Annotated in this window: 19 protein-coding genes; all 19 read left to right on the top strand. The window is 42.1% G+C overall.

The genetic code is table 11. The annotated features are described in order from the left end of the window. Window positions 1–75: 75 nt before the first annotated feature. On the top strand, window positions 76–549 hold the full coding sequence (rimP, locus tag MHI08_RS08045; protein WP_003211398.1) for a ribosome maturation factor RimP: 474 nt from the start codon (window positions 76–78) through the stop codon (window positions 547–549). A gap of 32 nt (window positions 550–581) precedes the next feature. Further along, entirely contained in the window at window positions 582–1,697 is a 1,116-nt protein-coding gene (gene nusA / locus MHI08_RS08050) for a transcription termination factor NusA (protein ID WP_024424140.1), read from the top strand. A gap of 15 nt (window positions 1,698–1,712) precedes the next feature. Further along, window positions 1,713–1,997 carry a YlxR family protein gene (locus tag MHI08_RS08055; protein ID WP_024424139.1) on the top strand — a complete coding sequence of 95 codons (285 nt, stop codon included), beginning with the start codon at window positions 1,713–1,715 and terminating at the stop codon, window positions 1,995–1,997. Beyond that, complete coding sequence (locus MHI08_RS08060) at window positions 1,990–2,292, top strand: YlxQ family RNA-binding protein (protein WP_342500143.1); 303 nt, start codon at window positions 1,990–1,992, stop codon at window positions 2,290–2,292. The genes MHI08_RS08055 and MHI08_RS08060 overlap by 8 nt, the downstream gene beginning before the upstream one ends. A gap of 19 nt (window positions 2,293–2,311) precedes the next feature. After that, window positions 2,312–4,432: a translation initiation factor IF-2 gene (gene infB / locus MHI08_RS08065; RefSeq protein ID WP_025092597.1), complete on the top strand. Its 2,121-nt coding sequence runs from the start codon at window positions 2,312–2,314 to the stop codon at window positions 4,430–4,432. Further along, window positions 4,429–4,707 carry a DUF503 domain-containing protein gene (locus tag MHI08_RS08070; protein ID WP_024424137.1) on the top strand — a complete coding sequence of 93 codons (279 nt, stop codon included), beginning with the start codon at window positions 4,429–4,431 and terminating at the stop codon, window positions 4,705–4,707. Before infB ends, MHI08_RS08070 begins: the two co-directional genes overlap by 4 nt. Before the next feature lie 17 nt (window positions 4,708–4,724). Next, a complete protein-coding gene (rbfA, locus tag MHI08_RS08075; protein WP_007499525.1) occupies window positions 4,725–5,075 on the top strand; it encodes a 30S ribosome-binding factor RbfA in 351 nt (116 codons plus the stop codon). A 68-nt stretch (window positions 5,076–5,143) separates the two neighbouring features. Continuing rightward, window positions 5,144–6,073: a tRNA pseudouridine(55) synthase TruB gene (truB, locus tag MHI08_RS08080; RefSeq protein WP_342500144.1), complete on the top strand. Its 930-nt coding sequence runs from the start codon at window positions 5,144–5,146 to the stop codon at window positions 6,071–6,073. Window positions 6,074–6,090: 17 nt separating this feature from the next. Beyond that, a complete protein-coding gene (gene ribF / locus MHI08_RS08085; RefSeq protein ID WP_034623584.1) occupies window positions 6,091–7,056 on the top strand; it encodes a bifunctional riboflavin kinase/FAD synthetase in 966 nt (321 codons plus the stop codon). Window positions 7,057–7,196: 140 nt separating this feature from the next. Next, on the top strand, window positions 7,197–7,466 hold the full coding sequence (gene rpsO, locus MHI08_RS08090; RefSeq protein WP_008354438.1) for a 30S ribosomal protein S15: 270 nt from the start codon (window positions 7,197–7,199) through the stop codon (window positions 7,464–7,466). Window positions 7,467–7,647: 181 nt separating this feature from the next. Further along, window positions 7,648–9,765 (top strand): polyribonucleotide nucleotidyltransferase, encoded by a 2,118-nt coding sequence (gene pnp / locus MHI08_RS08095; RefSeq protein WP_024424134.1) that lies wholly within the window; start codon window positions 7,648–7,650, stop codon window positions 9,763–9,765. Window positions 9,766–9,885: 120 nt separating this feature from the next. Continuing rightward, on the top strand, window positions 9,886–10,839 hold the full coding sequence (locus MHI08_RS08100; protein WP_024424133.1) for a polysaccharide deacetylase family protein: 954 nt from the start codon (window positions 9,886–9,888) through the stop codon (window positions 10,837–10,839). 33 nt (window positions 10,840–10,872) lie between these two features. Then, window positions 10,873–12,102: a pitrilysin family protein gene (locus MHI08_RS08105; protein WP_025092599.1), complete on the top strand. Its 1,230-nt coding sequence runs from the start codon at window positions 10,873–10,875 to the stop codon at window positions 12,100–12,102. A 72-nt stretch (window positions 12,103–12,174) separates the two neighbouring features. After that, entirely contained in the window at window positions 12,175–13,095 is a 921-nt protein-coding gene (locus tag MHI08_RS08110; protein ID WP_342500145.1) for an aminoglycoside phosphotransferase family protein, read from the top strand. Between the two features lie 71 nt (window positions 13,096–13,166). Beyond that, window positions 13,167–13,436: a YlmC/YmxH family sporulation protein gene (locus MHI08_RS08115; RefSeq protein WP_073205208.1), complete on the top strand. Its 270-nt coding sequence runs from the start codon at window positions 13,167–13,169 to the stop codon at window positions 13,434–13,436. 125 nt (window positions 13,437–13,561) lie between these two features. Beyond that, window positions 13,562–14,464: a dipicolinic acid synthetase subunit A gene (gene dpaA / locus MHI08_RS08120; protein WP_149126651.1), complete on the top strand. Its 903-nt coding sequence runs from the start codon at window positions 13,562–13,564 to the stop codon at window positions 14,462–14,464. Then, entirely contained in the window at window positions 14,461–15,054 is a 594-nt protein-coding gene (gene dpaB / locus MHI08_RS08125) for a dipicolinate synthase subunit B (protein WP_024427009.1), read from the top strand. The genes dpaA and dpaB overlap by 4 nt, the downstream gene beginning before the upstream one ends. Window positions 15,055–15,193: 139 nt before the next feature. Continuing rightward, on the top strand, window positions 15,194–16,213 hold the full coding sequence (gene asd, locus MHI08_RS08130) for an aspartate-semialdehyde dehydrogenase (RefSeq protein WP_024427010.1): 1,020 nt from the start codon (window positions 15,194–15,196) through the stop codon (window positions 16,211–16,213). Window positions 16,214–16,305: 92 nt separating this feature from the next. Then, window positions 16,306–17,520 (top strand): aspartate kinase, encoded by a 1,215-nt coding sequence (dapG, locus tag MHI08_RS08135; protein ID WP_024424126.1) that lies wholly within the window; start codon window positions 16,306–16,308, stop codon window positions 17,518–17,520. The last annotated feature ends 25 nt before the right edge of the window (window positions 17,521–17,545 follow it).

Here is a 17,545-nt window from a genome sequence, read left to right on the forward strand (position 1 = left end):
CCTGCTCACATAAAGCAGGGTTTTTATGCAGAATGATTGATAAGAGCGTTTATCGAAAGCACAAGGAGGAAGAGAATGAGCAAAAAAGTAGTGGATGTCGTAAGCGAAATGGTGCAGCCAATTTTAGATGGCTTACAGCTTGAACTCGTTGATGTTGAATTTGTCAAAGAGGGTCAAAACTGGTTCCTTCGCGTGTTTATTGACTCTGATAAAGGTGTCGATATCGAAGAGTGTGCCAAAGTGAGCGAAGCCTTGAGCGAAAAGCTTGATGAGGCAGATCCGATTAGCCAAAACTACTTTCTTGAAGTGTCCTCTCCTGGAGCGGAGCGCCCATTAAAGAAAAAAGCTGATTTTGAAAAAGCACTTGGAAAAAATGTTTTCATGAAAACATATGAACCAATTGATGGTGAAAAAGCATTTGAAGGTGAGCTTACAAGCTTTGATGGTGAGATTGCAACAGTGACAGTGAAGATCAAGACAAGAAAGAAAGAGATCAATATTCCATACGAAAAAATAGCTAACGCAAGATTAGCAGTTTCGTTCAATTAACCTTTTCATTGATATAAGGGGGAACCATAAAAATGAGTAGTGAGTTGTTAGATGCCCTGACTGTTCTTGAGAAAGAGAAGGGTATTAGTAAAGAAATTATCATTGAAGCGATAGAAGCTGCACTCATTTCTGCATATAAGCGTAATTTTAATCAAGCACAAAATGTTCGTGTTGATTTAAACCGCGAAACGGGAACAATTCGTGTGTTCGCAAGAAAAGATGTTGTAGATGAAGTGTATGATTCTCGCCTTGAAATCTCTGTAGATGATGCAGCCAATATTAACCCGAATTACATGGTTGGTGACGTCGTTGAAATTGAAGTCACACCAAAAGACTTCGGACGCATTGCAGCTCAGACAGCGAAACAAGTTGTGACGCAGCGAGTGAGAGAAGCAGAGCGTGGTGTGATCTACACTGAGTTCATCGACCGCGAGGAAGACATTATGACGGGAATCGTTCAGCGGATTGACAGTAAATTTATTTACGTGTCACTTGGCAAAATCGAAGCCCTTCTTCCTGTCAATGAACAAATGCCAAATGAAGAATACAAACCACATGACCGCATTAAAGTGTTCATTACAAAAGTAGAAAAAACAACAAAAGGACCACAAATTTATGTGTCTAGAACACATCCAGGTCTTTTAAAGCGTTTATTTGAAATTGAAGTACCAGAAATTTATGATGGTACTGTAGAGCTTAAATCGGTTGCTAGAGAAGCTGGGGACCGTTCTAAAATATCTGTTCGTACAGATGATCCTGATGTTGATCCAGTTGGTTCCTGTGTTGGACCAAAAGGCCAGCGTGTACAAGCAATTGTCAATGAGCTAAAAGGCGAAAAAATTGACATTGTCCATTGGTCTAATGATCCGGTTGAATTTGTTGCCAATGCGCTCAGTCCATCAAAAGTACTTGATGTCATTGTGAATGAAGAAGACAAGGCGACAACAGTCATTGTCCCTGATTATCAGCTGTCATTAGCGATTGGTAAAAGAGGTCAAAATGCCCGCCTTGCAGCGAAGCTGACCAGCTGGAAAATCGACATTAAAAGCGAAACAGATGCAAGGGAACTCGGTATTTTCCCAAGAACTGAAGACTCTGAATCTCTTTTCTTAGAGGCTGAACCAGTAGCTGAGGAATCTGACGAATAAGAGGTGATATTAAAGGTGAAAAGCCGAAAAAAAATCCCGCTTAGAAAATGCGTCGTGACGGGAGAAATGAAACCAAAGAAAGAACTGATCCGTGTTGTTCGTTCTAAAGAAGGAGAAGTGTCTGTTGACGCTACTGGAAAAATGAACGGACGCGGAGCTTACCTTTCTCTCGATAAAGAAACCATTCTTGCGGCAAAGAACAAACGCAGTTTACAGCAGCAATTTCAGACACAGATTGACGAACACATATTTGAAGAATTACTAGAACTAGCTGAAAAGGTGAAAAAACCTAATGAATGAATCTGAATGGTATCCTTTGCTTGGTCTAGCAAATCGAGCTCGTAAAGTCGTGTCAGGAGAAGATCTGGTGATCAAAGAAATTAGACATGCGCGTGCTAAGCTGGTTCTTCTTGCAGCAGATGCCTCAACTAACACAGAGAAAAAGGTATCTGACAAATGCAAATTTTATAATGTTCCGGTTAGAAAAGTTGAAGACCGTTCCGTTCTCGGACGTTCTATTGGGAAAGAAGCTCGCGTAGTTGTCGCTGTCACTGACCAAGGCTTCGCTAAGAAGCTCATAAGCTTGCTCGATTAATTTATTTGGGGGTGAACGAATGGCTAAAGTGAGAGTATATGAATACGCAAAAGCCATAGATGTTTCAAGTAAAGATATTATAGCAGCGCTTAAGGATATGAACGTGGAAGTGAACAACCACATGGCGACGCTTGAAGACGACACTGTGAAAAAGCTAGACGCTATCTATAAAAAAGCCAAAGCAAAAGAGACAGCTAACGAGAAACCCGCAGAACAAAAAAAACAATCATCTAACAAAAACAATGATAGAAAGAAGAATGACGTGCAGAATAATCAATTTAATAAAAACAAAAAAAACAACAACCAAAATAAAAACAAAAATAAACGCGGTGGAAATAACAAACCGCAGCATCAGCAAGCTAGACCTGTGAAGCCTAAAAAAGAGCTTCCTGAAAAAATTGAATTTACAAATTCAATGACCGTCGGCCAGCTGGCTGATGAGCTTGGAAAAGAAACAGCTGAAATCATCAAAAAGCTGATGATGCTTGGTGTCATGGCAACGATCAACCAAGAACTTGATAAAGATACAGTTGAATTAATCGCTTCTGAATATGGTGTTCCAGTAGAGGAAGTCATTATTTTAGAAGAAACTGAACTTGAAAAGTATGAAGTTGAAGATAAAGAAGAAGATATGCAAGTACGCCCTCCAGTTGTAACGATCATGGGACACGTTGACCACGGGAAAACAACTCTTCTTGACAGCATTCGTAAGACAAAAGTCGTCGAAGGCGAAGCAGGTGGAATCACGCAGCATATCGGTGCATACCAAATTGAAGAAAACGGCAAAAAAATTACGTTCCTTGATACACCTGGACACGCAGCATTTACAACGATGCGTGCACGTGGTGCCGAAGTAACGGATACGACAATTCTAGTCGTTGCAGCAGATGATGGTGTCATGCCTCAAACAATTGAAGCGATTAACCATGCGAAAGCGGCAGAAGTGCCAATCATTGTCGCTGTTAACAAAATTGACAAACCAACAGCGAATCCTGACCGCGTGATGCAGGAATTAACTGAGCATGGTCTTGTACCAGAAGCTTGGGGCGGCGAAACCATTTTCGTTCCACTATCTGCGAAAACAGGTGAAGGCATTGACGAATTGATCGAAATGATCCTTCTTGTCAGCGAAGTAGCAGAACTGAAAGCCAACCCTAATCGTGCGGCAAAAGGGACTGTCATCGAGGCTGAGCTTGATAAAGGAAGAGGTTCTGTTGCAACCCTTCTTGTTCAAACAGGTACACTTCATGTAGGTGACCCAATCGTTGTCGGAAATACATTTGGCCGTGTACGTGCAATGGTCAATGACATCGGCCGCCGCGTGAAAACAGCAGGACCATCTACACCTGTTGAAATCACTGGTTTAAACGATGTACCGAATGCAGGGGATCAGTTCCTCGTATTCAAAGATGAAAAAACAGCTCGTCAAGTCGGTGAGGCGCGTGCTTCTAAACAGCTGGACGAACAGCGTTCAGATAAAGCAAAATTATCTCTAGACGACCTATTTGAGCAAATCAAACAAGGTGACGTAAAAGATATCAACTTGATCGTGAAAGCAGACGTACAAGGCTCTGCTGAAGCATTAACAGCAGCTCTTCAAAAAATTGAAGTCGAAGGCGTAAAAGTGAAAATCATCCATACGGGTGTTGGAGCGATTACAGAATCAGACATCATTTTAGCAAGTGCTTCTAATGCCATCGTGATTGGCTTTAACGTACGTCCTGATGGAAATGCGAAGAGCACAGCTGAGACTGAGAACGTTGATATCCGCTTGCACCGCATTATCTATAAAGTCATCGATGAAATTGAAGCTGCGATGAAAGGAATGCTTGACCCTGAATATGAAGAAAAAGTCATCGGTCAAGTTGAAGTTCGTCAAACGTTCAAAGTATCTAAAATCGGTACAATTGCTGGCGGCTATGTAACTGAAGGAACGATTACAAGAGATAGCGGAATCCGCTTAATCCGTGACGGCGTCGTTATTTTTGAAGGCGAAGTTGACGTGTTAAAACGATTTAAAGATGATGTGAAAGAAGTTTCACAAGGCTATGAATGTGGTATTACCATTAAGAAATACAATGATATCCGTGAAGGTGATGTCATGGAATCATTCGTTATGCAAGAAATCGAAAGAAAATGATCGGTTATACCGAATGTGAGTGCATGATCTATGATGCATCCTCACTGAAGGAAAAACGTGCGGTTCTTCAGCGAATATTGACAAGAACGCGTCATAAATTCAATGTAACCATTGCTGAAATGGATTACCAGGATACATGGCAGCGTACATCAATCGGGATCGCCGTGATTTCCTCATCTCGGGTTCAAGTGGAAAAGGAGCTTCAGCGTGTATTAAGCTTTATCGATTCTTTTCCTGAAATTGAACGAACGATCACGAAAACTGAGTGGTTTTAATTAGAGGTGATAAGATCATGAGTATGAGAGCAACCCGTGTGGGTGAGCAAATGAAAAAAGAATTGGGCGACATCTTAGGCAGAAAGCTAAAAGATCCAAGAATCGGCTTTTTGACTGTAACTGATGTCGAAGTATCCGGTGATTTGCAAATTGCAAAAGTCTACATTTCTGTTCTTGGCGACGAGAAGAAAAGAGAGGAAACCTTAAAAGGTCTTGCAAAGGCTAAAGGGTACATCCGCTCTGAAATTGGCAATCGAATCAGACTTCGCAAAACACCAGAACTGCATTTTGAATTCGACGAATCTGTAGATTACGGAAATCGAATTGAAAGCCTGATTGCTGAATTAAACACAAAAGATCACGAATAAGACGTTGAAATAAGGATAGGCGATGATCGTCTGTCCTTTTTCATCGTTTATGAAAGGAGAGAACGCAGATGATAAATGGTGTTCTTTTATTACATAAAGAAAGAGGCATGACCTCACACGACAGTGTGTTTAAAGTAAGAAAAATTTTGCACACAAAAAAAGTCGGCCATACAGGCACCCTCGACCCAGAGGTTTCAGGTGTTCTGCCTATTTGTATCGGAAGAGCAACGAAGATTGTAGAATACTTAACAGATAAATCGAAAACGTATGATGCGGAGATCACGATTGGCTTTTCTACAACAACAGAAGACCAAACAGGTGAGATCGTAGAAGAAAAAAAAGTGGAAAAACCGATCTCAGAAAAAGAAATTGATGAGGCGCTGAAGCAGTTTGAAGGAACCATTGAACAAATTCCTCCCATGTTTTCTGCTGTGAAAATTGACGGGAAAAAGCTCTATGAATATGCAAGAGAAGGCATTGAAATTGAGCGGCCGAGCCGAGAAATTACTATTCACCGTATCGAGCGGACTACACCTGTCACATATGAGGATGGTAGCGTGTCATTTAGGTTTACCGTTCTATGCTCAAAGGGAACGTATGTGAGGACCTTAGCGGTTGATATCGGGAAGAAACTAGGGTTTCCAGCCCACATGTCACATCTCATTCGTACAGGGTCTGGTGATTTTACACTTGATGAATGTATCACGCTGGATGAGCTGCGAGATATAAGCGAGGAAGGAACTGTAGATGAGCACCTTGTCCCGATCGAGCGTGCGCTCAATCATTTGCCGAAATGGGAGATAAATGATACATTAGCAAGTAAAGTGGAAAACGGTGCAGTCCTGCCAATGCCTGATGAATTTGCTCATTTCGCAGAGGCGGATCGTGTCGCTGTTTTTGCTCCTTCAGGCCGTTGTCTGGCGATATATATGAAGCACCCGACCAAACAGAACCTGATGAAGCCGGCGAAGATCTTATCTCAGGACAAGCAATCTTAAAGAAAAGGTGACATCTCGTGAAGACTATACATATTTCACACCCACATACATTGAATCAAAAGGATCAAGTTCCGTCTGTTATGGCTTTAGGGTACTTTGACGGTGTTCACCTCGGGCATCAAAAAGTCATTGACGAAGCGAAAAGCATTGCGGAAAAAGAAGGATTGGCCTTAGCAGTCATGACCTTTCATCCGCATCCATCACATGTTTTGCAAAAGGCACGGGAACCAAAAGACTTAATTACACCGCTTGAGGATAAAATTGATTTTATCGAACAGCTGGGTGCTGACTATTTATACATCGTACAATTCAGCGAGAGCTTTGCAGCTCTATCTCCTCAAGAATTTGTGGATCAATATTTGGATGAATTGAATGTGAAGCACGCAGTAGCGGGGTTTGATTTTACGTTTGGCCGTTTTGGTGCAGGCACAATGGAAACGTTCGACGAATACGGAAAAGGCCGTATCAATGCAACCATCGTACCTAAGCTGTCCAATCAAGACCGAAAAGTCAGCTCCACTCTCATCCGTTCCGCATTAAAAAATGGGGATGTTGAATATGTGAGCGAGCTTTTAGGAAAACCTTATCAGCTTCGCGGCATTGTCATCCATGGAGACAAACGCGGACGGACGATCGGGTTTCCGACAGCTAATGTCGGCTTATCTGCTGAATACATTATTCCGCCAACAGGGGTATATGCAGTAAGAGCAGAAGTAAAAGGTAAAGTATATGACGGTGTTTGTAATGTCGGCTATAAACCAACATTTTATGAAAAACGTCCTGATCAGCCTGCCATTGAAGTAAACCTCTTTGATTTTAACGAAGAAATATATGGCCAGCCGATTAAATTACAATGGTTCAAACGCATTCGCAGTGAACGAAAATTTAACGGAATCCAGGAGCTGACGGCTCAAATCAGTCAAGATAAAGAAGAAGCGATTCAGTTTTTTCAAGATCAGCATAAGCAAACAAAAAAATCATAGAAAAACTGCTCTACCATTTGCAAATTCAGCATATTTTTAGTATGATTATTCCTGTAGCTTTAAAACCACTTACTTGGCAGGCCGACTTCACCGACGGCTGCGAGGTAGATGGGGCTAACATGATTTGGAGGTGAAACAGGATGGCAATTACTCAAGAGCGTAAAACGCAATTAATTAATGAGTTCAAAACACACGAATCTGATACTGGATCTCCAGAAGTTCAGATCGCTGTCCTAACAGAATCAATTAACAACTTGAACGAGCATTTACGTACTCATAAGAAAGATCACCACTCACGTCGCGGTCTTTTGAAAATGGTAGGTAGACGTCGTAATCTTCTTACGTATCTACGTAATAAAGACGTAACTCGTTACCGTGAGTTAATTAACAAACTAGGCTTACGTCGATAATCGTAAAAAGCGGGAGGATTCCCGCTTTTTTATCGTATAATCACTAATATTTTATGGTTAAAATGTTGAAAGAATGGCAAAAACCCTTCTACATACAGCTTTCACATTGATATGTGAAAATCATTTTGTTCATAATAAGAACTAACTAAAATTTTTCGATAAGAGAGGAGTTTTTCTCAGAATGGGACAAGAGAAACATGTCTTCACCATAGACTGGGCTGGACGTCAACTGACAGTTGAAACTGGCCAGCTTGCAAAGCAAGCAAACGGAGCGGTCCTCGTACGCTACGGAGATACGGCTGTGCTTAGCTCAGCAACAGCTTCTAAAGAACCAAAACCACTTGATTTCTTCCCGCTCACTGTGAACTACGAAGAAAGACTATACGCAGTAGGTAAAATTCCTGGCGGCTTCATTAAAAGAGAAGGCCGTCCAAGTGAAAAGGCTATCCTTGCGAGCCGCTTAATTGACAGACCAATTCGTCCGCTGTTTGCAGATGGATTTAGAAACGAAGTACAAGTCATTAGTATCGTCATGAGTGTGGATCAAGATTGTTCATCTGAAATGGCTGCAATGTTTGGCTCATCTTTAGCTTTATGTGTGTCTGACATTCCATTTGAGGGACCAATCGCCGGCGTTACAGTAGGACGAGTGGATGGAAAGCTGATCATTAACCCAAATGTGGAGCAGCTTGAACAAAGTGACATCAATCTTGTGGTTGCCGGAACAAAAGATGCGATCAACATGGTAGAAGCTGGTGCTGATGAAGTACCGGAAGAGACAATGCTTGAAGCGATCATGTACGGTCACCAAGAGATCAAACGCTTAATCGAATTCCAAGAAGAAATTGTGAAGGCAGTCGGTAAAGAAAAAATCGATATTCCTTTATATGAAGTAGATCAAACGTTAGCAGACGAAGTAAAAGCACTTGCTGAAGCTGACCTGCTGAAAGCGATTCAAGTACATGAGAAGCATGCGCGTGAGGATGCGATCAGTGCTGTGAAAAAAGCTGTAGTTGAGAAGTTTGAAGCAGAAGAACGTGACGAAGCAACGATTAAACAAGCGAAAGATGTATTAAACAAGCTTGTCAAAAACGAAGTTCGCCGTCTGATCACTGAAGAGAAAGTACGTCCAGATGGACGCGGCGTAGATCAAATCCGTCCACTTTCTTCAGAAGTAGGACTTCTGCCAAGAACGCACGGTTCAGGCCTATTTACAAGAGGACAAACACAGGCGCTCAGTATTTGTACATTAGGTGCACTTGGCGATGTGCAAATTCTTGATGGTCTAGGTGTTGAAGAATCAAAACGCTTCATGCACCATTACAACTTCCCGCAATTCAGTGTTGGTGAGACAGGTCCAATGCGCGGTCCAGGCCGTCGTGAGATCGGACATGGTGCACTAGGTGAACGTGCACTAGAACCAGTCATTCCATCCGAAAAAGATTTCCCTTATACGGTTCGCCTCGTTTCAGAGGTATTAGAATCTAACGGATCTACTTCACAAGCAAGTATTTGCGCAAGCACACTTGCGATGATGGATGCGGGTGTTCCAATTAAAGCACCAGTTGCAGGGATTGCAATGGGACTTGTGAAATCTGGGGAATACTACACAGTGCTGACAGACATTCAAGGAATGGAAGATGCACTTGGAGATATGGACTTTAAAGTGGCAGGTACATCAAAAGGTGTCACAGCCCTTCAAATGGACATCAAAATCGATGGCTTGTCAAAAGACATCTTAGAAGAGGCTCTTCAACAAGCGAAAAAAGGAAGAATGGAAATCTTAGACAGCATGCTGTCAACGATTCCTGCTTCTAGAGGAGAATTGTCTCGTTATGCACCTAAAATCTTAACGATGACAATCAATCCGGATAAAATTCGCGATGTCATTGGACCAAGCGGTAAACAAATCAATAAAATCATTGAAGATACCGGTGTGAAAATCGATATTGAACAAGATGGTACAATCTTTATTTCTTCTACAGAAGAAGATATGAACCAAAAAGCGAAGAAAATCATTGAAGATCTTGTGAGAGAAGTTGAAGTAGGACAGCTTTACTTAGGTAAAGTCAAACGCATTGAAAAATTCGGTGCCTTCCTTGAAATCTTCAGCGGAAAAGATGGACTTGTTCATATTTCTGAGCTTGCGCTTGAGCGTGTGGGCAAAGTAGAAGATGTCGTGAAACTTGGCGATGAATTACTTGTCAAAGTCACTGAAATCGATAAACAAGGCCGTGTGAACCTTTCTCGGAAAGCTGTTTTACGTGAAGAAAAGGAAAAAGAAGAAAAGCAGTCTTAGATCAAATAAAATGTGTTAGAAGCCAGGTATCCGTGCCAGGCTTCTTTCTTTTCTTGCGCTAACAATAGTTCTAGCTTGTTTCTCCCCGTCATAATTTGTGGTAAAGGGGAGGGACAACCATTGAAAAAAACGTTACCATTCATTGTGTTTGTATTTTTACTGCTCGTGTCATATCAAACGATGAAGCAGCCGGCTGCTGTTACATATATTGAATCAATGAAAGAGCATGCCGAGGTTGCATCTGTTTCAAAAGATATTTTATTTCAGGAAATTGAATCGAAGTCTTCTGACTATGAAGTAAAGGCTCAAAATGCTAAGATTGATAAAGTGTGGAAAAAGATGCCTGGCTTAAATGGACAGACGGTTGATATCGATGCCTCTTATGAAAAAATGAAGAAACAGGGGTCATTCGATGAAAAGCTGCTTGTTTTTAATGAAACAAAACCATCTATTCATTTACATGAGCTTGGTCCAGAGCCCATTTATAAGGGACATCCAGATAAAAAAATGAATGCATTCCTCATCAACGTAGCTTGGGGTGACGAGCATTTAATCAACATGTTAAAGACGCTGGAAAAGCATCAAGTCAAGGCGACCTTTTTCTTAGAAGGCAAATGGGTGAAAAAAAGCACAGAGCTTGCTAAAAAAATCGTGGCAGATGGTCATGAAATTGGAAATCATTCATACAATCACCCAGATATGCGCACACTGACAAGAGAACGAGCATTAGAGCAGATAACGAAAACAAATCGCCAAATTGAAGAATCCCTTGGGAAGAAACCAAAATGGTTTGCGCCTCCAAGCGGCAGCTTTAAAGAAGAAACAGTCAAGCTTGCCAAACAAGAAGGCATGGAAACCATTATGTGGACAGTAGACACCATCGACTGGCAAAAACCATCCCCGGCTATTTTACAAAAGCGGGTGCTTGGGAAAATTCACAATGGGGCGATGATATTAATGCATCCAACAGATGCAACAGCGAAAAGTCTTGACGCACTTATCACTCAAATCAAGGAAAGAGGATATGAATTAGGGACGGTTTCTGACCTCCTAAGTGAAAAAAGACATCCGTGATGCGATCTGTTTGTTGAATAGGAGGAGCAAAACTTGGTCAAAACGTATACATGCCAAAACGGAGTAAGAATTGTACTCGAAAACAATCCCACTGTCAGGTCTGTCGCAATTGGCGTCTGGATTGGCACAGGCTCTAGACATGAGACACCTGAAATTAATGGGATCTCACACTTTTTAGAGCATATGTTCTTTAAAGGGACAAAGACAAGATCTGCACGTGATATCGCAGAATCCTTTGACCGCATTGGTGGTCAAGTGAATGCCTTTACATCAAAAGAATACACTTGCTACTATGCGAAGGTGCTTGATTCACATGCTGGCTACGCCCTCGATGTATTAAGCGACATGTTCTTTCACTCAGCTTTTGATGAAGAAGAGCTGAAAAAAGAAAAAAATGTGGTGTACGAAGAAATTAAAATGTATGAGGATACTCCTGATGACATCGTTCATGATTTATTAAGCAAAGCCATTTATGGGGATCATTCATTAGGATATCCGATTTTAGGAACAGAGGAAACACTCTCTACCTTTAACGGAGACTCACTTAGAAAATATATGGATGAATTCTATACGCCGGACCGCGTCGTGATCTCTGTTGCAGGGAACGTAGATGAGACCTTTATTCGTGAGGTTGAAAAGCTGTTCGGTTCTTATGAAGGAAAAGGGAAAAAGCAGCCTGTAGAAGCTCCAGCATTTCATTATGACAAGCTCACACGCAAAAAGGAAACGGAACAAGCGCACCTATGCCTGGGCTTTAATGGCCTTCCAGCTGGAGATAAGGGCATCTATGACTTAATCGTCTTAAATAATGTTCTTGGCGGAAGCATGAGCAGCCGATTATTCCAAGATGTAAGAGAGGACAAAGGACTTGCTTATTCCGTCTTCAGCTATCACAGTTCATTTGCAGATAATGGAATGCTGACGATTTACGGCGGAACTGGAGCCAAGCAGCTAAACCTGCTCTCTGAGACCATCTTACAAACATTAGACGTCTTAAAGCGTGAGGGAATCACGCAGAAAGAACTAGAGAACTCTAAGGAGCAAATGAAAGGCAACCTTATGCTCAGCCTTGAAAGCACAAACAGCAAAATGAGCCGAAACGGTAAAAATGAACTGCTCCTTGGCAAACATCGGACACTCGATGAAATTATTGATGAAATCAACAGCGTCACATTAGACGGCGTGAATAACTTATCTAAACGCATCTTTACAGAAGATTATGCGCTCTCGCTTATTAGTCCGACGGGTGATCAGCCATCATAACGTAAACAACACGGCAGACTCAAAAAAGTCTGCCGTTTTATTGTAGGTAAATAAGAAAGGGGTTCTGCTTTCATGGAACATGAAAAGCTGAAACAGCTCTCTCCACTTCTGACACAAGCTTCTTTCCAAGCCATGACATCTGGTTTTTCGGGAGATCGTACCTTTTTGGTTACAATATCATCTAGTGAAAAGCTGGTGCTTAAGTTATCAGACATTCAAACGTATTCGCGTTATAAAAGAAAAGCATCATTTCAGCGGAAGTTAAAAGATCGAGGGATTCTTTGTTCTGAAGTGATTGAGATTGGAATGAGTGCTGAACTAAACTGTACCTATCGTATTTTCTCCTTTATCGAAGGCGAGAATGCTAGAGACTCCATCCATCTACTTACAAATGAAGAGCAGTATGAAATCGGGAGGCGGGCAGCGAGAGAGCTAAGTTTGATGCATACATGCCGTGCACCTTCTCATGTTCGTCCGTGGGATGAGAAAGTCATAGCAAAACATGAACGGTATATACATGCCTATCAATCAAGTGGCGTGACGTTTTCCAATGATCAGTTTGTATTAGATTTTATCAAGTCGAATGTTGATGCGGTAAAAGAGAGGCCTAACCAGTTCCAGCATGATGATTTTCATTTAGGGAATATCATCATACAAGGTAATCAATATGCCGGTGTGATTGATTTCGATCAATCCGACTGGGGCGACCCGGTTCATGACTTTTATAAATTGTCCTTATTTAGTCGAGAAAGCAGCATTCCGTTCTCAGCTGGACAACTGGATCAATACGTGAGTACGCAGTCCACAAACGATTTTTGGCTTCTTTTTTCCATCTATACAGCAATGAGCTGCTTTTCATCTATCATCTGGACGCTTTCCTATGATCCGGGACATGTAAAAGACATGGTGAAACGAGTGGAGAGAATGCTAAAAGATCATAATTACTTTCATCAACTTAAGCCTGTTTGGTATACCAACTCACATCATACATAACTTGAAAAGAGCAGGACGGTCTATTTCTTCCTTTTGCTGCATATATGATACGGAAGGGAAGTGATGCGATTTTGAGGCTGAGTGAACTGTCAGGAAAAGAGATCGTCGATATTAAAAGAGCGGAGCGGCTTGGCGTGCTTGGACAAACCGACCTTGAAATCAATGAACAGGACGGTCAAATTACAGCACTCATTATACCTTCCGTGAAGTGGTTTGGCTTTCGAAAACAAGGAAATGACATCCGCGTCCCGTGGAATCACATTCAAAAAATAGGATCAGATATGATCATTCTCGATGTGCCTGAAGAACTTCAGCCGCACGGAGAAAAAGAGCACCCATAATAATGGGTGCTCTTTTTCTTTTCTCTCTCTGATTCGTTCACAGGCTGAATCCTCTCCTCATATGCTGAAAGGGAGATTCAGAAAATATTACAGACTTTTTTAAATAAAGAAGGTGAACGGTCAGTATGTTGAGCGGTTTAACGGTTGCGGTGATCGGGGGAGATGCAAGGCAGCTTGAAATTATTCGCAAGTTGTCACAGCAGCATGCCAAAGTATTTTTGGTTGGATTTGACCAGCTGGATCATGGATTTATCGGTGCTGAAAAGCTGAAAATGTCTGAACTTCCATTCGAACAAGTAGACAGTATGATCCTGCCAGTATCTGGGACAACGGATGAAGGTGCTGTTGCTACCGTTTTTTCAAACGAGCAGGTCTTGCTGGAAGCTAAATATTTAGAAAGAACCCCAGCCCATTGTATCTTGTACTCAGGTATTTCAAATACGTACTTAGACAATCTGGCAAAGCAGGTGAACCGGAAGCTTGTGAAGCTGTTTGAGCGAGATGATATTGCCATATATAACTCTATTCCAACAGTTGAAGGAATTATCATGATGGCCATTCAGCAAACGGACTATACGATTCACGGGTCTCATGTCGCTGTTCTCGGACTTGGAAGAACAGGACTCACCATTGCCCGCACATTTCGGGCACTAGGGGCAGACGTAAAAGTAGGGGCGGCAGACACAGCACATTTAGCGCGGGCATTTGAGATGGGGCTTAATCCATTTTCAATGGACCAGTTAAAAGAGGAAGTAACGGATGTTGATATTATCATCAATACCATTCCAAGTCTTGTATTAGATTCATCTGTCATCGTCAGCATGACACCAAAGACACTCATTTTGGATATCGCCTCACGCCCAGGCGGAACAGACTTTGACTTTGCACAAAAGCACGGAGTGAAGGCACTTCTTGCACCAGGACTCCCGGGGATTGTTGCACCAAAAACAGCAGGACAAATCATTGCAAAAGTGCTTTCCGGGCTTTTATGTAAACTTGCGGAGGAAAAAAGGGGGATGGAATCATGACAACATTAAAAGGGAAAAGAATCGGCTTTGGTTTAACAGGTTCCCACTGTACGTATGAAGCTGTTTTTCCGCAAATCGAAGCGCTTGTAAAAGAAGGGGCAGAGGTGCGTCCAGTGGTGTCGTACACGGTGCAGAGCACGAATACGAGATTTGGAGATGGAGCCGAGTGGATCGAGCGGATTGAGAAGCTGACTGGATTTCAAGCGATTGACTCAATCGTGAAAGCAGAGCCGCTTGGACCTAAGCTGCCGCTTGATTGTATGGTCATTGCTCCTTTAACTGGTAACTCGATGGCGAAATTTGCAAATGCCATGACAGACAGTCCTGTTTTAATGGCTGCTAAAGCAACCATACGGAATCATCGACCAGTCGTTTTAGGTATCTCAACAAATGATGCGTTAGGTTTAAATGGTACAAATCTGATGAGGCTGATGTCGACAAAGAATATTTTCTTTATTCCGTTTGGTCAGGATGATCCATTCAAAAAACCGACCTCTATGGTCGCGAACATGGATCTGCTATCTCAAACAGTAGAAGAGGCACTCCAGCATAGACAAATTCAACCAATTTTAATTGGACCAAACGAATAATAGATTCACTAGAAAATCATGAAAGATTCAAAAAAGATGCTTCAAGCCTTGCTTTTCTATGGTAAAATAAAATGTAAAAAGTCATAGGATGGCCATCCGAAAGAAAAGAATCATGGATGGGTCGGAAGGAGTTTTACTGATGGGAAGAGGATTGCATGTAGCTGTAGTTGGAGCGACTGGAGCTGTCGGTCAACAAATGTTAAAAACACTAGCTGACAGAGATTTTGAAATGGATACACTTACTCTACTATCCTCAAAACGTTCTGCTGGAACAAAAGTGACATTCAGAGGTCAAGAGTACACTGTTCAGGAAGCAACACCTGAAAGCTTTGAAGGAGTGAACATCGCATTATTCAGTGCTGGAGGAAATGTTTCTAAAGCGCTGGCTCCTGAAGCAGTCAAACGAGGTGCGATTGTTGTTGACAACACAAGTGCTTTTCGTATGGACGAAAACATCCCTCTTGTCGTACCAGAGGTAAACGAAAAAGATTTGCATGATCATCAAGGGATCATTGCAAACCCTAACTGTTCAACGATTCAAATGGTAGCGGCATTAGAACCGCTTCGTCAGGCATATGGAATGAAAAAAGTCATTGTCTCTACGTATCAAGCAGTATCAGGTGCGGGACATGAAGCCATTGACGAACTATACAGCCAATCACAAGCCATTTTAAATAAAGAGGATGTAACACCAGAAGTCATGCCTTATCAAATTGCATTTAATGCGATCCCGCAAATTGATAAATTCCAAGACAACGGTTATACATTCGAAGAAATGAAAATGATCAACGAAACGAAAAAAATCATGCATATGCCTGAGCTGGAAGTAGCGGCAACATGCGTAAGGCTTCCAATTGAAACAGGCCATTCAGAATCTGTCTACGTCGAACTAGAATCAAATGATGCAACAGTGGAAGACCTCAAATCAATTCTAAAAGATGCACCAGGAATTACGCTGCAAGATGATCCGTCTCAGCAAATTTATCCAATGCCTGCAGATGCTGTTGGGAAAAACGACGTATTTGTCGGCCGCATTCGGAAAGATTTGGACCGTCCAAACGGGTTCCATATGTGGATTGTATCTGATAACCTGCTTAAAGGCGCTGCATGGAACTCAGTTCAAATTGCAGAAAGCTTAAAAGCATTAAAATTAGTTTAACATTCAATGGATGATGAGGACGAACAGAAGAGAGTTAGGCATCTTTCGCCTGCTCTCTTCTGTTACGTCAGAATGAACTTGGAGTGAAAACAGTGAAAATAATTGTCCAAAAATTTGGCGGTACATCTGTCAAAGATGATCAAGGTAGAAAAAGGGCACTTGCACATATCTTATCTGCAAAAGAGAAAGGCTATAAGTCGGTTGTTGTCGTTTCTGCAATGGGACGAAAAGGTGATCCCTATGCGACAGATACGCTGCTTGGTCTGCTTTACGGCAGCGCGCAGAACATGACAAATCGAGAAAAAGACTTGCTTGTTTCCTGCGGAGAGAATATCTCAGCTGTTGTGTTTTCAAGTATGCTGAATGAAAATGGGCTAAAGGCTGTAGCGATGACTGGAGCTCAGGCGGGCTTTGTGACAGATAAGGAGCATACAAGTGCGAAAATTATTGACATGAAGTGCGAACGTCTTGAGGCAGCACTCTCTGAACATGATGTTGTCGTTGTCGCTGGGTTCCAGGGAGCTGCGAAAAATGGAGACGTGACAACAATCGGACGAGGTGGCAGTGATACGTCCGCTGCTGCTTTAGGCGCTGCATTGCAGGCGGACTTTATTGATATTTTTACAGATGTAGAAGGCGTTATGACAGCAGATCCCCGCATTGTTGAAAATGCAAAACCGCTGAGAGTCGTGACATATACGGAAATTTGCAATCTTGCATATCAAGGGGCAAAAGTCATTCACCCGCGAGCTGTCGAAATTGCGATGCAGGCAAAAGTACCAATGAGGGTCCGTTCAACATACTCTGATGATGAGGGCACACTCGTTACATCACACTACTCCGATAAAATGAGCCATGATGTGTATGACCGCCTCATTACGGGTATTGCACATGTCAATGATGTGACGCAAATCAAAGTCCCTGCAAAAGAAGGTCAGTACAGCGTACAAACAGAGGTCTTCAAAGCAATGGCAAACGCACAAATCAGTGTCGACTTCTTCAACATCACACCGAGTGAAATTGTGTATACAGTGACAGGTGCAATGACTGAAAAGGCAACATCGATCCTAAAAGATCTTGGCTATACACCAATTGTGACAACAAATTGTGCGAAAGTATCAGCTGTTGGCGCAGGCATTATGGGTGTACCAGGTGTCACATCTAAAATTGTAACAGCTCTATCCGAGCAAAACATTCCGATTTTACAATCGGCTGACAGTCATACGACCATTTGGGTGTTAGTGAACGAAGAAAACATGAGAGCGGCTGTCAATGCCCTGCATGAAGTGTTTGAACTTTCAAGATAAATGTGATTGAATCATGATGAGGTGA

It is taken from the genome of Bacillus sp. FSL M7-0791, from assembly GCF_038627085.1.
Lineage (GTDB): Bacteria > Bacillota > Bacilli > Bacillales > Bacillaceae > Bacillus > Bacillus safensis.